Genomic DNA, 18655 nt, shown 5'->3' with positions numbered 1-18655 from the left:
AACAAAGTGATTCAGGTCATGATCCTAAAGAGCAGATCTATTTTAAGTATCGTTTTTTTCTTTGTTTTTTCTTTAAGCAGCTGCGCACAAGACGTGGCACAAGAAGCGCAAGATTATATTGAGGGTAAGCACTACATCTCATTGACACAAGATGTTAAAGAAAACGATATTATTCAAAATTTTCGGCAAGAAGGACAAGACAAAGTTCAAGTGGTGGAGTTTTTTAGTTATGGTTGTAGTTGGTGCTATAAACTCGATCCTTTTGTAAGTTCATGGGCGCATACAGCGCCGTTGTATGTTGATTTCCAGCGTGTACCCGTTGAATTTCAGCCTAGCTGGCGCACCTTGACGAAGGTTTATTATTTGGCTCAAGATTTAGATGTTTTGGAGCAAATTCACCAGCCTTTATTCAAAGCCATTCATACCGATGAGCTGACAGACAGTTCGGAAGATGCGCTCAAAGCATTTTTTGTAAAAAAAGGCGTTTCATCAGAAGACTTTGAAAAATCCTTTGATTCTTTTTCAGTGAATAGAAAACAGAAGTGGGCGAATGCACTTTCTCAAGCCTATAAGATTACCTCTATTCCTATTATTTTAGTTCAAGGTCCTAAAGGTGCTTATTTAACTTCTGTTAGAATGACGGGGGGAGAAGAGTCACTCGTCAAAGTTGTGAACTATTTGGTAACAAAGCAGCAGGATTATTTGCCGCAACCCTCTGAGTCACAGCATCAAAAGGAATCAAAAGCCAGCAATATCAATGCTGATTCTGGTTCTCCAATCTAAAAACATCGCCGACAATACATGCAAAGACTTAAGTATAAATGGCAAGAAGTTCCTTCACTTCTTGCCTAAGATCGGTTTTGCAGCTAATGACACGCTTCACTAAAATGCTTTTGATATAGGCGGGCTTATACAGTGTTCGGGTAAACGGTAAATCATGATTGCTGATCATGACTGCAGCCCCTTGCTTATAGAGTGTGCGACCCAATAAGGCCAATTGTTTTTGATCTTCTAGTTCAAATTTAGAAGCTGCATAGCCAGTGAAATTGGCTGTTTTTGACAAGGGGGCATAGGGGGGATCGCAGTAGAACACAATATCTTTCAGTTTCTCTTTTTCAGCCAATTTGCGCATAAAATCAGCATAAGACAAATTGCTCAAACTAGCATTCTTTAATCTTTCAATGAAGAAGAGTAGTTCTTGATGGGGAAAATAAGGCGCCTTATAGTCTCCAAAAGGAACATTGTAAGAACCACTTGAGTTGTAACGACATAATCCGTTGTAACCATGACGATTCAAATATAAAAACAAACAAGCACGCTTGAATGGATGCGTTGATTCGTTGAATTCGGCTCTTAGATCGTAGTAGGCAGTCGCGTTATGATATTTTCCAGAGAAAAATGATTCTGCTGCTTTGATAAAGCGTAATTTTTCTTTCTTTAATTGTTGATAAATATTGATGAGATCCGTGTTTATATCATTGATAAAAACGTGTTTGTGTTGCGTGTTTGCAAAGAGTGCACCTGCGCCTACAAAAGGTTCAGCCAACAGTGTTCTATCTGGTAGATGAGCTAGCAGTTCCTGAATCAATCGCATTTTTCCACCTGGCCATTTTAAGAATGGCCGAGATAAAGTTGTGGCATACTTGTGCATATTACATACTATTTGTTTCTACCAAATGGTTCGCTATATATTATCACGTTTGTGCGAGAGGCTAATCGTTAATCTATAGGTAGTTTTTAAGTTGGTAAATAAAGTTATGGGTGCAGATGAACGGGGCACTATCCAGGTAGATTATGAAACCATCCCTTATTGGATTCGTTACAGTCAACGAACTAGAAGACTGCATTTGCGTGTTAAGCAAAAAGGTATTGAGTTGGTTGTCCCTAAAAATGTCAAAACGCCCGCCATTGAAGCCTTTTTGCGTACAAGCAGTGCTTGGATAAAAGAACAACATCTTAGAATAAAAAAGCATGCTGACTTATTTTGGCCGCCTCATTTCCTGCCCAGCGAAAGTATAAGTATTGAAGGGCATAAAAAAACGATCCATGTTATTTATGGGGGTGGTAAACCTCAGGTACGACACTTGTCAGAACAGCTTGTGGTACAAATTCCTGTGACAACCCTATTGGTAGATTATGAATCTGTGATTCAAGCAGCCCTATTGAAAGCACTCAAAAAATGGGCTTTGGAGCGTGCTTTGCAAAGCACAGAGCGTTTTTGTGTGCAGTTAGGTCGTTGGCCAAAGAGTGTTAGAGTAAAAACACAGTCTTCACGATGGGGGAGTTGCGGCATTCATGAAGACATTCATATCAATTGGGTTTTGATTTTAGCGCCAGCCTTTGTTTTGGATTATGTCGTTGCGCATGAGTGTTGCCATTTATTTTATAGAAATCATGGTGTGCGTTTTTGGGATAAAGTGTCTCAGTTAATGCCAGACTATCAACAGGCAGAACATTGGTTAAGGCAACACGGTAGTTATTTAGCATTTGAGCATAAGTAGTTTTCGTCTTGCTGGGTGCTTTGTTATACTGTGCCAGTTTGAATATTCCTATTGTTTGGAGCTGATAGTGACAAGAATAACTAAAAATATATTATTGATAGCATTAAGCTGTTTTTGGCTATCCCCTTTATTTGCCTGTCAGGCCATTGTCGACAATATGGATTCTGAATCGATTGCAGCGCGCATTAAACCTGTTGGGATAGTATCTGTGGAAGGTGGCTCTACAGAGACACCCGTGCAAGCAGCCCCAAGTGGCCCAACAGATCCTAAGAAAATATACGATACCTATTGCACTATCTGTCATCAAACCGGCATTGCAGGTGCTCCTAAATTTCACAATAAAGCGGATTGGGAGTCGCGCCTTGCTGTGGGTATTGATGCCTTGCTACAAAGTGCTATTAAGGGTAAAGGCGGTATGCCGCCCAAAGGTACTTGTATGCAATGTTCAGATGATGCTTTGAAAGCCACTATCGAGTATATGCTGCCTTAAAATGTTGTTGTTTTGAAAATCCCCCCGCCGTAGACGGCGCGCCCCCTTTGATAGCAAAGGGGGCATAGGGTGCTTTGCACCACTGAGAGATAACTTAGCAATAAAGTATTTGAACTTAAATACTCTTCACCATCTTTTTCGTTGTGCAATCAGCTATTGAATAATAAGATGGTGGACGCTCTTGAAATGAACGAAGTGAATGATTTTCTTCCCTTGATGTCAAGGGAAGAGCTCACTTTAGTGAGCAGATGGATTTTTTAAAGTCTTTACTTTGAAAATCCTTCTGTTCTTAATTCTTAATACGATCCAATTGCCTAAATTGAATCGCTTCCGCAATAAAAGCTGCCTGAATCATTTTCTCATCCGCCAAATCTGCAATTGTGCGCGCTACCTTTACAATACGGTGATAAGCTCTTGCAGAGAGACCTAGCTTTTCCATGGCATTTTCTAAGAGCTGTTGTGCAGTACTATCCAATGCGCAGAATTGTTTGATTTCTTTGGGGTTATAGTGTGCATTGGGTAAGTTGGAACGCATTTCTTGTATTGCTCTTGCTTTGAGTACACGTTCTCTGACTATATCGCTGGTTTCTTCTACATTATTCTGGCTCAGTTGGCCTTTAGGCAATCTAGGGACTTCTAGATGCATATCAATTCTATCGAGCAAGGGGCCAGAAATTTTGTGTCGATAGCGTTTGATTTGTTCTTCAGTACAGCTGCATCCTTTTAAGGTGTCACCGAGGTAACCGCAGGGACAAGGATTCATCGCAGCAACCAACAAGCATTGTGCAGGATATTCGGCTTGGCCTTGTGCTCTGGATAAATGAACCCTGCCGGATTCCAAGGGTTCACGTAATACTTCTAATACTTTTCTATCAAATTCAGGTAATTCATCGAGAAAGAGTACGCCTAAATGTGCCAGTGAGATCTCACCTGGTTTGGGGTTGCGTCCTCCACCCACTAAAGAAACTGGAGACGCTGTGTGGTGGGGGCGACGAAAAGGTCTTTCTAAAAAACGCTCCAGATCAAGAGCTCCTCGACTGATAGAGCGTATTGCGGCCACTTCAATGGCATCCTTTGCAGGCAAGGGGGGTAATAATGAGGTTAAACGGCTTGCCAGCATGGTTTTTCCCGTACCAGGTGGACCCATCATTAATAAGCTATGATGGCCACTTGCCGCAATTTCTAGCGCACGTTTGGCATGGGCTTGACCAGAGATATCAGAAAGGCATTGTGTGTGTTGCTTGGTGTGGCGTGCTACGCTGGCTAAGGTCGTTGGCAATGCAAGATGCCCACTTAGATGTTGGCATACCGATAATAAACTATGAGCACCAAGGACTTTCAAACCTTGAACCAGCGAAGCTTCATGTGCGTTGGCATGCGGCAAAATGAGGGTGCGATCTGCTTCTTGTGTACCGAGTGCAAAAGGGATCAAACCGGCTGTAGATCGTAGTTCACCACTTAAAGAAAGCTCGCCTGCAAATTCAAATTGCGCAATATGTTCTGCCTGTAATTGTTCAGAGGCTAATAGAATGCTGATGGCAATGGGTAAATCAAAGCGCCCACCCTCTTTGGGGAGATCAGCTGGCGCTAAATTGACAATGATTCTCTTACGTGGAAACTCAAAGCCACCTTGAATGATGGCGCCCCGGACACGATCTTTACTTTCTTTTACCGCGGCTTCTGGTAGTCCAACGATAGCAAATTGTGGGAGCCCTCGAGAGAGATGCGTTTCTACATGTACTAAAGGGGATTTGAGTCCACTGGCACCACGGGAATATACAACAGCAACTGACAAAATAAGTTTCCTTCTATCTTTAATCCATTTATTTTAATTCATGCCTGTGGGTAAAGGAGGGAGGAGTGGCTCCTCCTTGCTTTATCCTTGTAAGAGCTTTTCTTCTGCTTGATAGGTTTCTTCGTGAGTACCTTCAACGACAATGATGTCGCCTGCTTGTAAGATAAAATCTAATGCAGGTGTATCGCATTTGAAGCCATTTCGAGAGAAATAAGCGATTTCAAAGTGACCTTTTTTGGCAAAAAACTCATCCAGTGATTGACCAATTGCATAAGAACCTTCTGTCAGCTCAATAGTATGTAAAGAGCGTTTTTCTTTTGAGTTGGTTTCTAAATGGCCAATTTTCTCGCCTTCATAAAAGGAGCGTAACATTTTGTAACGATTTAATTTCACCTGATGAATCTGTTGCTGTGCTTTGTGTGGTGTTTGACCCAGGAAAATAAGCATGTGTTTAGCAAGCATTAAACTGGATTCAAGTTTGTCCGGAATCACCTCTGTGGCGCCGGCTATTTGCAATGCTTCTAAGTCGCTATCATCAATTGTGCGAACCAAAATTGGGATATTAGGGTTCAGACGACGCGCATTCATAATTGTTTTTTGCGCTTGTTTTGTATTATTGGAAGATGAAATTACCATTCTGGCTTTATCGATACCAGCGGCCTTCAAGGCATCCTCATCGGCACCATCACCAAAAAAGACAGGTTCAGATGCTGCTTTTGCCTCTCTTAATCGTACAGGATCTAAATCTAAGCCCACATAAGGGATCCCCTCATAATCCAGAAAGCGTGCTAATGTTTGTCCAACACGACCATAGCCACAGATGATAACGTGGTTTGCTTGTTCTTTAGGTGGTGTACTGATCTCGTCACTTTGTTCTGTATCTTGGGACTTTGGTATGAACTTGTGATAGATATTTAACAAGGCATCTGCAATTGCTTCGCTTTTGCGAATCAGTAAAGGAGAAATGGCCATACTGATAACAACGGCTGCAATAATAAGCTGATTTAGGCTTGCATCAATTAAATGAAAACCAAAAGCCTTTGATAAGAATACTAAACCAAATTCACCGCCTTGTGCCAAAGCAATACCTGCACGTATGGATGTACTTGAAGAGCTTCCGGCGAGCTTAGCTAAAATAGCAATGATGATCGTCTTTAATATGAGCGTTGCTGCCACAATCATGAGCAATGCTTGCCATTGAGTGGTAAAGACGCCAGGATCAAACATTAACCCAACAGAAATAAAGAAAAAGCCTAATAAAATATCTCTAAAGGGTTGAATGTCAGATTCTATTTGATGCGCATATTCTGTTTCTGCAAGCATCACGCCCGCTAAGAATGCGCCTAAAGAAAGCGATAAACCAAAATGCTCTGTCAGTAGCGCAGATGCAAATACTATCAAGAGTGCGGTTAGCATAAAGAGTTCTGATGAACGCGCATTGGCAATTTGATGAAAGAGCGGCCTTAATAACCAGCGGCCTGCAGCCAACATAACGAAGAATATTACGGTTCCTGTCAGTAATCGTTGTAGTAGGGTATAGGTGATTGAGTCACCACCTCCGGTGGTCACTGCCATGGCAGGAATGATAATCAAAAAGGGAACAGCAGCAAGATCTTGAAACAGTAAGATACTGAGCGATAGCTTACCATGGGGTTGCTGCAACTCATCTTGCTCAATCAATAGTTTGGTTGCAATGGCTGTCGATGACAGCGCAAGTGCGCCTGCAATGGCAATCGATGCGGGAAGCGGCGTTCCCAAGAGCGTGGATGCACCCAGTGCAATCGCTGTACAAATAGCAACTTGTAATCCACCTAAGCCTAACAAGGGTCTCCGCATTGAGATAAGCTTTGGTAAAGAGAGTTCTAGACCAATGTTAAAGAGTAAGAATACAACACCAAATTCGGCAATGTAGCTCATCTCTTCTCGGGTCTCTAATAATCTAAAACAATGTGGACCCACCAATGCACCTGCCATTAAGTAACCAAGCAATGGCGGTAAATGTAAACGTCGTAGCAATGTTACGATGACAACAGAAGCAGTAAGTGTGATGAGCAAGATTTCAGGAGCGTGCACGTAATTTATTTCTCATTTGAATGGTCGAGTAATTTACCATTCTACATTTTTTTGGGGGTGTCGTACTAGTCAATGCACATATTAATCATATTAAGACTATTTATAGAACACTAACTTAGCATGTTAGAAAAATATATAGGCTGCGTATTTTTAAAAAATGATGGTTAATAACAGGATAAAAATTAAGCGAATTGCAGATTATTTTTGCAGTAGAGTATGTGCTATAAATTTTGGCAGCATTATTACTCATGGCATCATGCTGTCTTGAGTAATGTTTAAACGAAATATTTATTATTTAAGCGACGTGAATGATGCATCGCATATTATTGCTTCATCTATAGGCTTCGTTCTCTCGCAATCCTCATGTACTTTTATGGGAACGAAGGTTGCGCGAGGCTTGACGCCTACCCGACACATCATGTGCTGTGACTATAAAGTGCTTATGGCGTAGCTTCTTTTAATTGTGTTTCGAGCAGTGTAATTTTGTCTTGTAATGCCTTAAATTTTTCTTGCATGTTGTTTAGACGTTGGCATTGTAAATCGAACTCAGCTTGTGTAACCAAATCATGTTGGGCTAACCAATCTGTTAAAAAATTATGAATCCAAGGCTCAATCTCATTTTTAATGCTGAGTAAGCTTGTGGGGACGTTTAGCATAAGCTGTTCAACAAAATTTTTTTTAAGATCAGAAATCATGATGTCTCCAAATGTTTCCAGGCATTTTTCCAAAAACCAGTTGAGATGAGTCTCTATAGTATATGCGCTACGATATTGTAGGCTAGACAACGAGCTATTTACCTATAATCGTGTCATCATACATGACCTTAATGACAGGTGTGAAGTAAAACACATACTACAGCAAAACAAGCAAGATTCTTTAGAATATGCCACAAAAGGAAGTTTGATATGAAACTAATAACTGCAATCATAAAACCTTTCAAATTGGATGATGTGAGAGAAGCATTGATGGAGCTAAAGGTTCAAGGCATTACCGTCAGCGAAGTAAAAGGCTTTGGTCGACAAAAGGGGCATACAGAATTGTATCGAGGTGCAGAGTATGTGATCGATTTCCTACCCAAAGCTAAGCTTGAGATTGCGGTAAAAGATGAAGAAGTTGAGCTGATCATCGAAGCAATCTTAAAATCAGCTCAAACTGGACGTATTGGCGACGGCAAAATATTTGTGCAGCCGCTTGAGGAAGTGATTCGTATTCGCACGGGCGAAATAGGTGAATCAGCGCTCTAGTGCTTTTAGAAAAGGCACAGGATGTAGGCCTGCTTCATGCACTTCAAATTGATAGTATTGTGTATTTAGTTTTTTTAAGAGCGCTGTATCTCTTCTGAAATCACTGAAACTAGGTAATTTAGATGCCATGGTGCAGCTAAACCATCCTGAAGGATATACGGGTTGCGGGAAGGGCAAGGTAAGCAAGTGAGGAAACCCTGCTTGGAACATGGCCTCACGCATATCTTTTTGTAAAGATTGATGCAATATAGGTGATTCACTTTGTTGTACTAAAATACCATTTGGTTTTAAGACACGGTGACATTGTTCATAAAATGCTTGATTGAATAAGCCAACGGCAGGCCCGAGCGGATCGGTTGAATCTACAATAATCACATCCAAAGACTGATCTTTGGCTTCTTGCATCCAGCGAATACCATCAATAAAGAGCAATTGTGCGCGTGGATCATGATTGGATTCACACAATTCTGGAAAATATTTTTCTGCGAGTTGTGTTACCACCTCGTCTATCTCAATCTGAATGACGGAATCTACTGGATGCTTTAAAGCTTCACGTAAGCTGCCACAATCTCCCCCACCAATGATCGCTATATTTTTAGGGTTAGGGTGTGTGAAAAGCGCTGGATGCACAAGCATTTCATGATATAAGAAGTTATCTCGACTGGTGAGCATGATGATGTCATCAATGGTCATCAGATAACCAAAATCTGTTGTTTCATAAATTGCAACAGATTGAAAAGGGGATTGAATTTCTGTGCATTTCTCTTTGATTTTCAATGAAAAAGCCAAGCCATAATTATCATTTACTTCGGTAAACCATTCAGATTGGTTAAGCATGCTTTTCCCTTATACATCGGTTAGAAGAATAAAATTGAGACCGGCAAGATACAGGATATAAATCTTTGCATCAAGTTTTCTGGGAGTCGAGCAGAGTGATTTCTCGCAATTGTCAGTAAATTTATATAATATCCACGGCAAATTCGTGGTTAAAAAAGCTAAAAAGCCAGAATAAGCCAGGCAACAAACGTTTTTTGGGGTGGTGGCTGTATCCTAAATCTTAAATTAATGCGTCTTACAGAATATCAAAAAGGAAAGCGCCTCATGTTAAAGAGTTCTGATTGGTCAATTGAATCGGCACGCAATATATACAACATCCATCGCTGGAGCGATGGGTATTTTGATATCAATGAGGCGGGTGATTTAATCGCTAAGATATCTAATAACAATAACCAAGCAGAAATTAGTTTAAATGATATTATTAGTCAGCTTAAGAAAGAAGGCTTGACTTTGCCTGTCTTAATTCGTTTTTCTGATATTCTGCGTAATCGAATTATGCAGTTAAATGAAGCTTTTAGTCATGCCAAACAGAATCATGGTTATGAAGGCGACTTTAGGCCAGTGTATCCTATTAAAGTTAACCAGCAACGTAGAGTCGTAGAAGAGATCTTAAAATCTGATGTTGGTTTGGAGGCGGGTAGCAAGCCAGAGCTGATGGCGGTGCTGGCTTTAAATGCAGGTCGTGAGCAGCTTATTATTTGCAATGGCTATAAAGATAGAGAATTTATTCGTTTGGCTTTGGTGGGACGGGTATTAGGGCATCGAATCTTTATCATCATTGAGAAATTATCCGAATTAAATTTAGTGATTGAAGAATCCAAGAAATTGGGTATTGAGCCATTGCTGGGATTACGTTCGCGCTTAACGATGATTGGCAAAGGTAAATGGCAGAACACTGGCGGTGAAAAATCAAAATTTGGTTTAACCACCTATCAAATATTAAAAGCGATTGAGCACTTAAAAGAAACCGGCTATTTACCTAGTTTAAAATTGTTACATTGTCATTTAGGTTCGCAAGTGGCAAATATTCATGAAATTGAAGTTGCTATGCAAGAGTTTGCAAGTTTATTTTCTGAGTGTTGTCGTTTAGGGGCTCCGCTAGAAATGGTGGATGTGGGCGGGGGTTTAGGTATTGATTATGAAGGTACGCGATCCCGCAATGATTGTTCTGTTAATTATTCATTTCGAGAATATGCCGATGTTATTGTAAAAACGATGGCTAAGCTCTGTGATGAAAGGCAAATCCAGCAGCCTGCGATTATCACCGAATCCGGTAGAGCCATGGTTGCGCATCATGCTGTTTTGATTACTCAAGTTGTTGATTATGAGGCACCTGCTGAAACAAACCTTTCTTTACCAGAGCATCTAGAAATCAAGCAGCCCGACTGCATTAATCAGCTATGGGCATTATCCGAGCAACTAAAGCCTCATTCTTGGAGTGAGGTCTATCATGTTGCTAAATCTTGTATTGCACAGACGCATCTATTATTTGCGCAAGCTAAAATAACCATTGAGTCTCGTGCCTTTGCTGAAGGACTATTTAATAAAATATGTCGTACCATACAAAAAGAGCTGACTGACAATAAAAGTAAGAACCGTGAACTTTTAGATGAGTTAAATGAAAAACTAGCCTATAAACTATTTTGTAATTTCTCTTTATTTCAGTCTATTCCAGATGCTTGGGCTATTGACCAAATATTTCCCATTATGCCGCTTAAAAATTTAAATGTGCCGCCTAGCTATCGAGCGGTTATTCAAGATATGACCTGTGACTCAGATGGGCGCATTAACCAATATGTAGATGGTGAAGGTATTGAGAAGAGTTTACCTATTCCACCTTTTTTTGATAACAAAGAGCATTTGCTAGGTATTTTCTTAGTGGGCGCCTATCAGGAAATTTTAGGTGATTTGCACAATCTATTTGGCGACACGGATTCCGTTCATGTTGAAATAACCGAGCAAGGTACTTTTCAGTTAGTTGAGCCGGTTTTGGGTGATAGCGTTGAAAAGGTATTGAGTTTAGTCAATTTTGATCCACAAAGATTGATGCGCAGTTATAAACTTCAATTGGAGTCTGTGCCATTAAACTCTGAAATTAAGAGGCAATATTTAGATATGTTGGGATCGGGCTTAAATGGTTACACTTATTTAGAGGAAGAAAATTAAAATCTGATTGCGTCTAGATGTTACTTTGCTTAGAATAATGTTGAAAAGGATTTTAACTTAACCAGAAGAGCCGAACATCGGTCATTCGGAGAGGTCGTCATGACTGGGGTAATATTTGCGCTATCAATGATTCTGATACTTGTTTCTGTGGGTTCATTATTTGCTTGGATGGTTCGTTTGGCCAGTGTGTCAAAACAATCCAAGCCTGCTATTAAAGTTGCAAAGCCTTTGAGAATATAGAAGCGTTCCGACTTAGATTTTAATGCTACAGACAGAGCCATCGCTTTTTATACATGACTGCTTGTTCGCTCATGCCAAGCAGTCGTCTTCTAAAAATTCAGCCACAAAGACTATACATTATTAGTAAATAATGCTCATATATTCTTCATACATTTTAAATGACGCGGGTGATTTTTGAGAGGAATATTTTTAGATAGAGCTACTATCCAAGCAGCAGGTATTGATTTTACTGCTTTTGATAATGCGTTAGAGCATTGGCAGCATTTTGATACGACTACGTCTGAAGCTCAGACTTTGGCGCGCTTACAAGATGCTGAGTTAGTTGTAACGAATAAAGTCCCACTCACGCGTAGCCTCTTGGCACAAAATCCTCAATTAAAATGTATTTGTATTGCGGCCACAGGTACTGACCACGTTGATCTCAAAGCTGCGCACGAGTTGGGGATCTTTGTTTGTAATGTTGTGAATTATTCTACACCTGCTGTTGTGCAGCATACCTTTGGCTTGATGATTAGTCTCATGAGTCAGATTACACGTTATCATACATTGGTTTTTGAAGGCGAATGGGCGCGTGCTCAAAGATTTTGCTTAGACAACTATTCAACAAATGAGCTTCTTAATAAAACCTTAGGTATTGTGGGATATGGTGCCATTGGTAAAGCAGTTGCAGAGCTTGCGCGTGCCTTTGGCATGAAGGTAATGGTGAGTGAGCATAAGAATAGTGTTTCTTTGCGTTCAGATCGTGTGCCTTTTACAGAGCTTATTCGCTCTGCAGATATTCTCACTTTGCATTGCCCGCTGATAGCGCAAACCAGAGATATGATTGGCGCACCAGAATTAGAAGCAATGAAACCAAGCGCTTTCCTTATAAATACTTCTCGTGGCGGTTTAATTGATGAAAAGGCGCTCTATGAGGCCTTGATGCATGGTTCTATTCAAGGCGCTGCCTTAGATGTGCTTGCACAGGAGCCACCCAGTCCTTTGCTCCCACTTTTATCGGGTCAATGTCCAAATCTTATTATTACACCGCATGTTGCGTGGAATGCGGTTGAATCTAGGCAGAGATTGATTGATGAGCTGACTTACAATATATTGGCCTTCAAAGAGGGAAAACAAAGAAATAAGGTGTTATGAATAGAATAGTATTTGCGATGCAAAATGGTTGGAGAGAACGCCACAGACTTAAAGAATTTTTGACCAATCCCAAGTTACAGCTAACAAGTCTAAGTGATTTAACAGTAGAAATGATTGAGGCCGCACATGTGGCGGTTGTTGTATTAGATTTTGATGGTGTTTTGGCACCCCATGATGCAAATAGACCAACGCCTGAGGCACACAAGTGGTTAGAGAAGCTTTGCCTGTCGATTGGCGAGCCACGTGTTGCTATTTTGACGAATAAAGCAAAGCCAGAGCGTTTGCGTTATTTTCGAGAGCATTTCCCTGGCATTCAAGTGGTGCGAGGCGTGGCAAAAAAACCTTATCCAGATGGTATTTGGGAGATTGCGAATTACCGAGGGATTGAATCAAGTCGTTTACTCTTGATAGATGATCGATTGCTCACGGGTATGTTGGCGGCAACCTTGGCTCCTTGCCAGGCTAGATATTTCTCTAAACCTTTGAAGAGTTTTAGGCGCCATTTTTTCAAAGAGATGTTTTTCAGCCTGTTACGATTTTTAGAATGTTGTTGGATTCGAGCGATGGGTAACACAAAAGCGTTGTAATAAGAAGAATGCTAGCTAACAATCTGAAAAATGGGCGAGAAGCCAAGTAAGAGGATAGAAAGCGAGAGATACAAAAAAGCCAGCATTTCGCTGGCTTTTTTTATGCGCATTTGCACAAGGGAGGCTAGTCGTTAAATTCGTCGTATTCTTCTTCTTCGACAAATTCTGTATTCAGCTCATCCATTTCTGCATCTAGAGCATCTTCGTAGTTGGTCTGTTCTTCAGATACGTTCTGTTCTGTGATATCTGAAAAATCAGGTTTTTCTTCAAAAATGTCCATTATTTCTTCAGTGCTTTCAGCGGCGATAGTGGCTGCTTTAGCTTTGCGGGCAGGCTTTTTGAGTTTAGGGGCAGTTTTTTTTGCTTTAGCCGCTGTCGCTTTTTTAGGTTTGGCTGCAGCAACTGTGGTTTTCTCTTTCGCGGTTTTGTCTTTTGTTGCTTTTGCTGGTTTAGCAGCAGCTTTGGCTGTGGTTGCTTTTGCTTCTTCCTTGGCAGCCTTATTCGATTGAGCGATTTGCTTTAGGGTCTCTTTTTCAAGCACCGTAGTGGTTTTATTCAGCTCAGCATATTTTTTGGCTTGTAGTTGAGCATGTTGTTGCTGTTGTTTGGCTTCAATCAAGGAAAGCTTAGCTTTCTCTAATGCTTGCTGTTGTTTAACAAAGAGCTGTTGTGTTTTATCAGCTTGAGCATTTTTAGCTTTTCCACTAACTTTTTTGCTTTTGTCTGATTTTAGCGCTTTGGCCTTATCTTGAGCTTTCTTTAATTCAGCACGAGCAACACCTATTTGCTTTTTAGCGGCATCGCTTTGCTTTTTCCAGTATTCATTTAATTGAGAAAGGCTGTTAGAAAGCACTTGGTGTAATGCTGCACCTTGATCTTTTTTATTCGTTTTATTTGCTTGACGCTTGGTTGATTTAAGATCTGCCACTTTAGCAGATGCTTTTTTTAGCTTAGGCATGCCAAACTCCTCGGATTTACGCGTTTTGTAGAGATTTTGCATTATACAGTGAGCTAATTACTTTTTTTAATTTTTTTAAAAAATATTTTCTTGTCAAGTCTAAAGCTAGGGGAATGGCTAGACATATGTTACACTGTCGTGGCACTATTTTTAGCAAGAGGCTCTCCATGACATTTGTAGTAACTGAAAACTGTATTAAGTGTAAATATACTGATTGCGTAGAGGTGTGTCCTGTTGATTGTTTCCACGAGGGACCTAATTTCTTGGTCATTGATCCAGATGAATGTATTGACTGTGCATTGTGTGAGCCTGAATGCCCTATAGAAGCTATTTGTTCAGAAGATGATTTGCCAGATGATCAGGCAGATTTTTTAGCCATCAATGCAGAGAAAGCAAAAATTTGGCCTTCCATTACAACGCATAAAGATGCACTTCCAGACGCAAAAGATTGGGAAGGCGTTGAAGGCAAAAGAAAGTTTTTAGAAGACTAACTCCCTGTTTGCTTCAAGGCGCTCATTTGTGGTCTTTTTGGATAAAGTCGAATTAAATCGTCTTCTAGATCAAATCTTAAAGCCAGTTCTTCGCCAAGCTGGCTTAAATCCCTTTCTAAAGTGTCTGCTTTAAAATGCGTTGAGTAGCTATCGCTAAAGTTCAAGGCATTAAGTGTTGTTGTTTTCAAAGCTTCGAAATGAGAGGCTTGAATCTCTCGCATTGTAGATACATTTTCAATGTTGGCGAGTAGTTTTTCAAACATTTGAAAATGTCCCATCGACATATAATCTAAGAGTAATTGACAAAAAGTAATGAGAGATCCCTCTAAATAAGAGGTATCTTTGCTGTTTAAAAAAGGCCTTAATTGGCACAGCGTATTAAATTGAATAATTAACTCTTGTCTTAGTTTCAGCCATTGCTTTAAAGAATGTTTCAGTTCAGCGCCAGTGCTTAGCGTCGTGAGTGAATTCATGGTTTCCTCCTAATTAAGTGGGGGGGGCGAACCAGCAAGGATTAGAAGCTGTCTCAAAAATACCATTTTTAGTTGATCCTTCGTTGCAGGCTGCTCATTTACACTTGTGTAAATTTCATTGCTTAAAAAATCTGCGTCTTGGCTGAACGAAAAGTTACTCTTTTTAAGACAGCTTCTAGTCTTCATACATTTAAGTTAACTGGCACTGCATGATATTTTAGGTGCTGCCTTTGAGATTTTTCCAGTTAATTTTCATGTGCTTCGTGAATACCAACATCGAATACGTTTTTGTTTTGCCCTCATATCAATAAGTAAAGCTTGATGACCCTAATAGTCAAGGTATTTAGTAAACCAATAAAATATTTTTTTAAGATCGACTAACTATTGCTCGAGGGTTTGTAAGCAATATCTCAAGGTTGTGTGGAAGAATCGCCATTTGTTCTTTGCTAAATAAATCACATCTTACTTAAAGAATTAACTAAGTAGCTGATTCGTATTAGATAATTCGAGTTCAGTTTTGAAGTCGGCATCACAGTGTTAAATTTGCACGATGCTGAGTAGCTTGAGTAAAGATTAATTTTTGTTACTCTGAAGACATCCAAATCAAGGATTGAGATGGATAGCGTTGCTGGCTTACATGGACATGTTTCCAGCATCCCAGGCAAGGGACTGCCGTTTTACAGGGATAGTGTGTTAATGAATCTTAAGGGATTTATCGCTGCAGATGAACTTGTAGTAAGGACAGCTAAATAAAAAGCATGGATATTGGTTCTCTGATTGTTTGAAAAGCGATGTAAAGGATGACATAAAGGGGTAGCTTCTTAAGCTACCCTTTTTTTTGTTTGAAAATAAGCCCAAATACTTCCCAGACCGAGAAGAATAAAAGCAAGCATTGTCCACAGTGGCAGAGAAAGTCCTAAGAACTGTTCTTGGGATTCAGCACATTCACCTGCACCTTTTAAAATCACCAAAATTGCCTCAAACATGGGTAAGGTCTCAAATAAATAATCAAGTCCAGGTGTGCAAGAGGGTACAAGGTGTGGGGGTAATTGTAGAATCCAAATGTGTCTTACAGTGACAGTAAGCCCCAATGCAATCAAAATACCGCCGCTGATGAGATAGATAACTTTGGCAATGCCGTCGTCAGGATTATGGAGCGCTGCAATAGCAAATAGGATGCCCGTGAGAAACATAATAGAGCGAGCGATGAGGCAGAGTGAGCAGGGTATTAATCCAAACTGATATTGGAGCAATAAGGATATGCCAAAAAAAAATAGGGCAAAGCAGGCAAGTAGGCTATAAATGCGCCGAGTGCTAAATTTCATAGAGTAATAACTTAAAATTTAAAGAGAATACCAAAAGTCAGTCTTAAAACGCAAACTCATATTCATCAGTTTGGTTAATGACAAATGCACCTTCAAAGACTGTATGCGTGTTTCCGGTAATACTCACGCCTTTTTGCGTGTCATAATTCACAGACAAACTGCCACCTGGCATGTCAACTTGTACAGAAGTATTTAATTCACCTTGAGTGACGCCGGCAATAACCGCTGCACAGGCAGCTGTACCACAGGCTTGTGTTTCACCCACACCTCTTTCATAGACTCTAAGCTTAATATGATTTCTGGCAAGCACTTCAACAAAGCTCACATTGACGCCCTTAGGGAAGATGGGATCATTTTGCAATGACTTTCCGATTGAGGCGACCCTTGTGTCTTTCACATTTGAAACAGACATCACACAATGCGGATTACCAATCGATAAGAGCGTTACATCTTTATCTGTTTTATAAATTGAAACTTTGTAACGTCCCAACGCATTTACTTTTTGTGTATTTATATGAAAGTCTTTAGCGCTAGGTGGAAACTTTGGCTTGCCCAATAAAACTTCAATACGCATGGGATCGCTCAAATCAATATAGATGGGGCTTGCTAGGCAACCAATGGTTAAATAGTTTTTGTCTGTTAAGCCTTTTTCGTATACATAGCGTCCGAAACATCTTGCACCGTTGCCACATTGTTCTACTTCATCTCCATTTGCATTAAAGATTCGATAGTTAAAATCATAGTCAGGCTGAGAAGGTGGATCTACAATGAGTATTTGGTCGCAGCCAACGCCCAATTGTCGATGTCCAATTTTTGCAATCAGATCAGGCGTAATCGTAAGTGATTGAGTAATTCTGTCTAAAATGACGAAATCATTTCCCAGTGCTTGCATTTTTACAAATCTAATCTTCTTCTTCATCAGCGGCAAGTCCTCAAGCACATTTTGCATTTTATTTACCAAATATGTTCATTACGATATAAATGTTCTATTGTTTCACGTTCTCTGACAATTTTATATTGCTTGTCTTTGACCATCACTTCAGCAATTCTGGGGCGAGTGTTATAGTTTGAACTCATGACAAATCCATAAGCACCCGCAGAACGAACAGCAAGGTAGTCACCTTGTTTTATTGCGAGCACGCGATTTTTGCCTAAAAAATCCCCGCTTTCACACACAGGTCCCACAACATCATAAATTATTGCCTCTTGCTCGTTCAGGCGTTCAATGGGAATAATTTCTTGCCATGCAGAATAAAGTGCAGGTCTTAATAAATCATTCATGCCTGCATCCACAATGCAGAAATTTTTGTGTGCAGATTCTTTTAAATAGAGAACTTGGGTAATTAAAATGCCTGCATTGGCTGCAATGGCTCTTCCAGGTTCAATAATGAGTGTGAGATCTTGATAGGGGCAATTTTTTAGGATGGCGCGCGCATATTCATCCGGTAGAGGGGGTGTTTCTTTTTGATAAACAACACCGAGGCCACCCCCAATATCTAAATGTTGCAATGTGATGCCAAGTGATTGCAATTTAAGAATCAGCTCGTTCATACGATGAATGGCTTCAATAAAAGGCGAGAGTTCCACTAACTGCGATCCAATGTGATAGTCTAGGCCTCTTATTTGGATATTAGCTAAATTCGAAGCTTTTTTATATGCCGATATTGCGTCCTCATAAGCAATGCCAAATTTACTTTCTTTAAGGCCAGTGACAACATAGGGATGGCTTTTGGCATCGATGTCTGGGTTAATGCGAAGTGCAATGGGTGCGCGCACATTCAAATGATGTGCGATTTGCTGTATACAGTCTAGCTCAGCCAATGATTCGACGTTGAAGCAATAAATGTTGTGTTTGAGTGCAAATGCGATCTCATCGGGTCTTTTTCCGACACCTGAAAAGACAACCTGTGTTGGATCGCCGCCGGCAGCGATGACTCTCATGAGTTCACCTTGAGAAACCACATCAAAACCTGCGCCTAAAGAAGCCAATAGATTTAACACAGCTAAATTACTGTTTGCTTTCACTGCATAACAAATTTTATGCGGTTGATCTGTAAATGCAGCGTCGAAGACTTGATAATGCCGAGTCAGTGTTGCAGCAGAATAGACATAACAGGGGCTACCAACTTTTTCTATGATCTCTTTTAGACAGACACCTTCTGCGTAAAGTGCATGGTGTTGGTAATTAAAGTGGTCCATAATACTCCGCCTTTGTATCAGGCAAGGTCAGGGGACCCGTTTGTCCACAGCTTATCAGTAGTGAGCACAGTAGCACTATTGCGCAAATGCCCCCAAAAGAGAAATAAGAGCGGATTTTTTGAGTATTCATTCTATGAAACGA

General features: G+C 40.4%; 20 protein-coding genes. 9 read left to right on the top strand and 11 right to left on the bottom strand.

Features of this window, described 5'->3' with window-relative positions:
- Positions 1-6 precede the first annotated feature (6 nt).
- Positions 7-783: a DsbA family protein gene (locus CC99x_RS12415; protein WP_141651894.1), complete on the top strand. Its 777-nt coding sequence runs from the start codon at positions 7-9 to the stop codon at positions 781-783.
- 28 nt (positions 784-811) lie between these two features.
- Here the strand turns inward: CC99x_RS12415 and CC99x_RS12410 are convergent, their stop codons facing one another.
- A complete protein-coding gene (locus tag CC99x_RS12410) occupies positions 812-1651 on the bottom strand; it encodes a Dam family site-specific DNA-(adenine-N6)-methyltransferase (protein WP_057624375.1) in 840 nt (279 codons plus the stop codon).
- A gap of 91 nt (positions 1652-1742) precedes the next feature.
- Between CC99x_RS12410 and CC99x_RS12405 the strand changes: the two genes are divergently transcribed.
- Together CC99x_RS12405 and CC99x_RS12400 are read left to right on the top strand one after the other, a co-directional pair.
- Complete coding sequence (locus CC99x_RS12405) at positions 1743-2501, top strand: M48 family metallopeptidase (protein ID WP_141651893.1); 759 nt, start codon at positions 1743-1745, stop codon at positions 2499-2501.
- A 67-nt stretch (positions 2502-2568) separates the two neighbouring features.
- On the top strand, positions 2569-2991 hold the full coding sequence (locus CC99x_RS12400; protein WP_235528074.1) for a c-type cytochrome: 423 nt from the start codon (positions 2569-2571) through the stop codon (positions 2989-2991).
- A gap of 289 nt (positions 2992-3280) precedes the next feature.
- Here CC99x_RS12400 and CC99x_RS12395 read toward each other — a convergent pair whose 3' ends face one another.
- From CC99x_RS12395 to CC99x_RS12385, 3 genes are all read right to left on the bottom strand, one after another.
- Positions 3281-4786, bottom strand: coding sequence for a YifB family Mg chelatase-like AAA ATPase (locus tag CC99x_RS12395; protein WP_057624373.1), 1506 nt, complete (start codon positions 4784-4786; stop codon positions 3281-3283).
- Positions 4787-4867: 81 nt separating this feature from the next.
- Positions 4868-6859, bottom strand: a complete 1992-nt coding sequence (locus CC99x_RS12390) for a monovalent cation:proton antiporter-2 (CPA2) family protein (protein ID WP_057624372.1) — start codon at positions 6857-6859, stop codon at positions 4868-4870.
- A gap of 440 nt (positions 6860-7299) precedes the next feature.
- On the bottom strand, positions 7300-7554 hold the full coding sequence (locus CC99x_RS12385) for an accessory factor UbiK family protein (RefSeq protein ID WP_057624371.1): 255 nt from the start codon (positions 7552-7554) through the stop codon (positions 7300-7302).
- 210 nt (positions 7555-7764) lie between these two features.
- On the opposite strand from CC99x_RS12385, the gene CC99x_RS12380 reads away from it, so the two are divergent.
- The gene (locus tag CC99x_RS12380; protein WP_057624370.1) at positions 7765-8103 is read left to right on the top strand and encodes a P-II family nitrogen regulator; all 339 of its coding nucleotides are present in this window, start codon (positions 7765-7767) and stop codon (positions 8101-8103) included.
- Here the strand turns inward: CC99x_RS12380 and speE are convergent.
- Positions 8092-8940: a polyamine aminopropyltransferase gene (speE, locus tag CC99x_RS12375; protein WP_057624369.1), complete on the bottom strand. Its 849-nt coding sequence runs from the start codon at positions 8938-8940 to the stop codon at positions 8092-8094. The genes CC99x_RS12380 and speE overlap by 12 nt on opposite strands.
- A gap of 264 nt (positions 8941-9204) precedes the next feature.
- On the opposite strand from speE, the gene speA reads away from it, so the two are divergent.
- From speA to CC99x_RS12355, 4 genes are all read left to right on the top strand, one after another.
- Positions 9205-11106 (top strand): biosynthetic arginine decarboxylase, encoded by a 1902-nt coding sequence (speA, locus tag CC99x_RS12370; RefSeq protein WP_057624368.1) that lies wholly within the window; start codon positions 9205-9207, stop codon positions 11104-11106.
- A 99-nt stretch (positions 11107-11205) separates the two neighbouring features.
- Entirely contained in the window at positions 11206-11346 is a 141-nt protein-coding gene (locus CC99x_RS12365) for a hypothetical protein (protein WP_158003204.1), read from the top strand.
- A gap of 174 nt (positions 11347-11520) precedes the next feature.
- A complete protein-coding gene (locus tag CC99x_RS12360) occupies positions 11521-12480 on the top strand; it encodes a D-2-hydroxyacid dehydrogenase (RefSeq protein WP_057624367.1) in 960 nt (319 codons plus the stop codon).
- Positions 12477-13067, top strand: coding sequence for a hypothetical protein (locus tag CC99x_RS12355; protein WP_057624366.1), 591 nt, complete (start codon positions 12477-12479; stop codon positions 13065-13067). The genes CC99x_RS12360 and CC99x_RS12355 overlap by 4 nt, the downstream gene beginning before the upstream one ends.
- 124 nt (positions 13068-13191) lie before the next feature.
- On the opposite strand, the gene CC99x_RS12350 is transcribed toward CC99x_RS12355, so the two are convergent.
- Complete coding sequence (locus CC99x_RS12350; protein WP_057624365.1) at positions 13192-14025, bottom strand: hypothetical protein; 834 nt, start codon at positions 14023-14025, stop codon at positions 13192-13194.
- Positions 14026-14192: 167 nt separating this feature from the next.
- Here CC99x_RS12350 and fdxA point away from each other — a divergent pair, with 167 nt between their 5' ends.
- Positions 14193-14516 (top strand): ferredoxin FdxA, encoded by a 324-nt coding sequence (gene fdxA / locus CC99x_RS12345; protein WP_057624364.1) that lies wholly within the window; start codon positions 14193-14195, stop codon positions 14514-14516.
- Here the strand turns inward: fdxA and CC99x_RS12340 are convergent.
- From CC99x_RS12340 to lptM, 5 genes are all read right to left on the bottom strand, one after another.
- Positions 14513-14989: an Rsd/AlgQ family anti-sigma factor gene (locus CC99x_RS12340; protein ID WP_057624363.1), complete on the bottom strand. Its 477-nt coding sequence runs from the start codon at positions 14987-14989 to the stop codon at positions 14513-14515. The two genes, fdxA and CC99x_RS12340, sit on opposite strands and share 4 nt — an antisense overlap.
- 821 nt (positions 14990-15810) lie before the next feature.
- Positions 15811-16314, bottom strand: coding sequence for a disulfide bond formation protein B (locus CC99x_RS12335; RefSeq protein ID WP_057624362.1), 504 nt, complete (start codon positions 16312-16314; stop codon positions 15811-15813).
- 43 nt (positions 16315-16357) lie between these two features.
- The gene (gene dapF / locus CC99x_RS12330; protein ID WP_158003203.1) at positions 16358-17233 is read right to left on the bottom strand and encodes a diaminopimelate epimerase; all 876 of its coding nucleotides are present in this window, start codon (positions 17231-17233) and stop codon (positions 16358-16360) included.
- A 35-nt stretch (positions 17234-17268) separates the two neighbouring features.
- Positions 17269-18513 (bottom strand): diaminopimelate decarboxylase, encoded by a 1245-nt coding sequence (lysA, locus tag CC99x_RS12325; protein ID WP_057624360.1) that lies wholly within the window; start codon positions 18511-18513, stop codon positions 17269-17271.
- Positions 18500-18643, bottom strand: a complete 144-nt coding sequence (lptM, locus tag CC99x_RS13065) for an LPS translocon maturation chaperone LptM (RefSeq protein ID WP_375338904.1) — start codon at positions 18641-18643, stop codon at positions 18500-18502. Before lptM ends, lysA begins: the two co-directional genes overlap by 14 nt.
- Positions 18644-18655 lie beyond the last annotated feature (12 nt).

It is taken from the genome of Candidatus Berkiella cookevillensis (genome assembly GCF_001431315.2).
Lineage (GTDB): Bacteria > Pseudomonadota > Gammaproteobacteria > Berkiellales > Berkiellaceae > Berkiella_A > Berkiella_A cookevillensis.
The sequence above is the reverse complement of the archived record's forward strand: the minus strand, read 5'-3'. Positions and strand labels throughout refer to the sequence as shown.

Coding starts and splice junctions, on each gene's coding strand:
- CC99x_RS12410 (WP_057624375.1), bottom strand. CDS start 1,651: ATGCACAAGTATGCCACAACTTTATCTCGGCCATTCTTAAAATGGCCA.
- CC99x_RS12385 (WP_057624371.1), bottom strand. CDS start 7,554: ATGATTTCTGATCTTAAAAAAAATTTTGTTGAACAGCTTATGCTAAAC.
- CC99x_RS12380 (WP_057624370.1), top strand. CDS start 7,765: ATGAAACTAATAACTGCAATCATAAAACCTTTCAAATTGGATGATGTG.
- speE (WP_057624369.1), bottom strand. CDS start 8,940: ATGCTTAACCAATCTGAATGGTTTACCGAAGTAAATGATAATTATGGC.
- speA (WP_057624368.1), top strand. CDS start 9,205: ATGTTAAAGAGTTCTGATTGGTCAATTGAATCGGCACGCAATATATAC.
- CC99x_RS12365 (WP_158003204.1), top strand. CDS start 11,206: ATGACTGGGGTAATATTTGCGCTATCAATGATTCTGATACTTGTTTCT.
- CC99x_RS12355 (WP_057624366.1), top strand. CDS start 12,477: ATGAATAGAATAGTATTTGCGATGCAAAATGGTTGGAGAGAACGCCAC.
- CC99x_RS12350 (WP_057624365.1), bottom strand. CDS start 14,025: ATGCCTAAGCTAAAAAAAGCATCTGCTAAAGTGGCAGATCTTAAATCA.
- fdxA (WP_057624364.1), top strand. CDS start 14,193: ATGACATTTGTAGTAACTGAAAACTGTATTAAGTGTAAATATACTGAT.
- CC99x_RS12340 (WP_057624363.1), bottom strand. CDS start 14,989: ATGAATTCACTCACGACGCTAAGCACTGGCGCTGAACTGAAACATTCT.
- CC99x_RS12335 (WP_057624362.1), bottom strand. CDS start 16,314: ATGAAATTTAGCACTCGGCGCATTTATAGCCTACTTGCCTGCTTTGCC.
- dapF (WP_158003203.1), bottom strand. CDS start 17,233: ATGAAGAAGAAGATTAGATTTGTAAAAATGCAAGCACTGGGAAATGAT.
- lysA (WP_057624360.1), bottom strand. CDS start 18,513: ATGGACCACTTTAATTACCAACACCATGCACTTTACGCAGAAGGTGTC.
- lptM (WP_375338904.1), bottom strand. CDS start 18,643: ATGAATACTCAAAAAATCCGCTCTTATTTCTCTTTTGGGGGCATTTGC.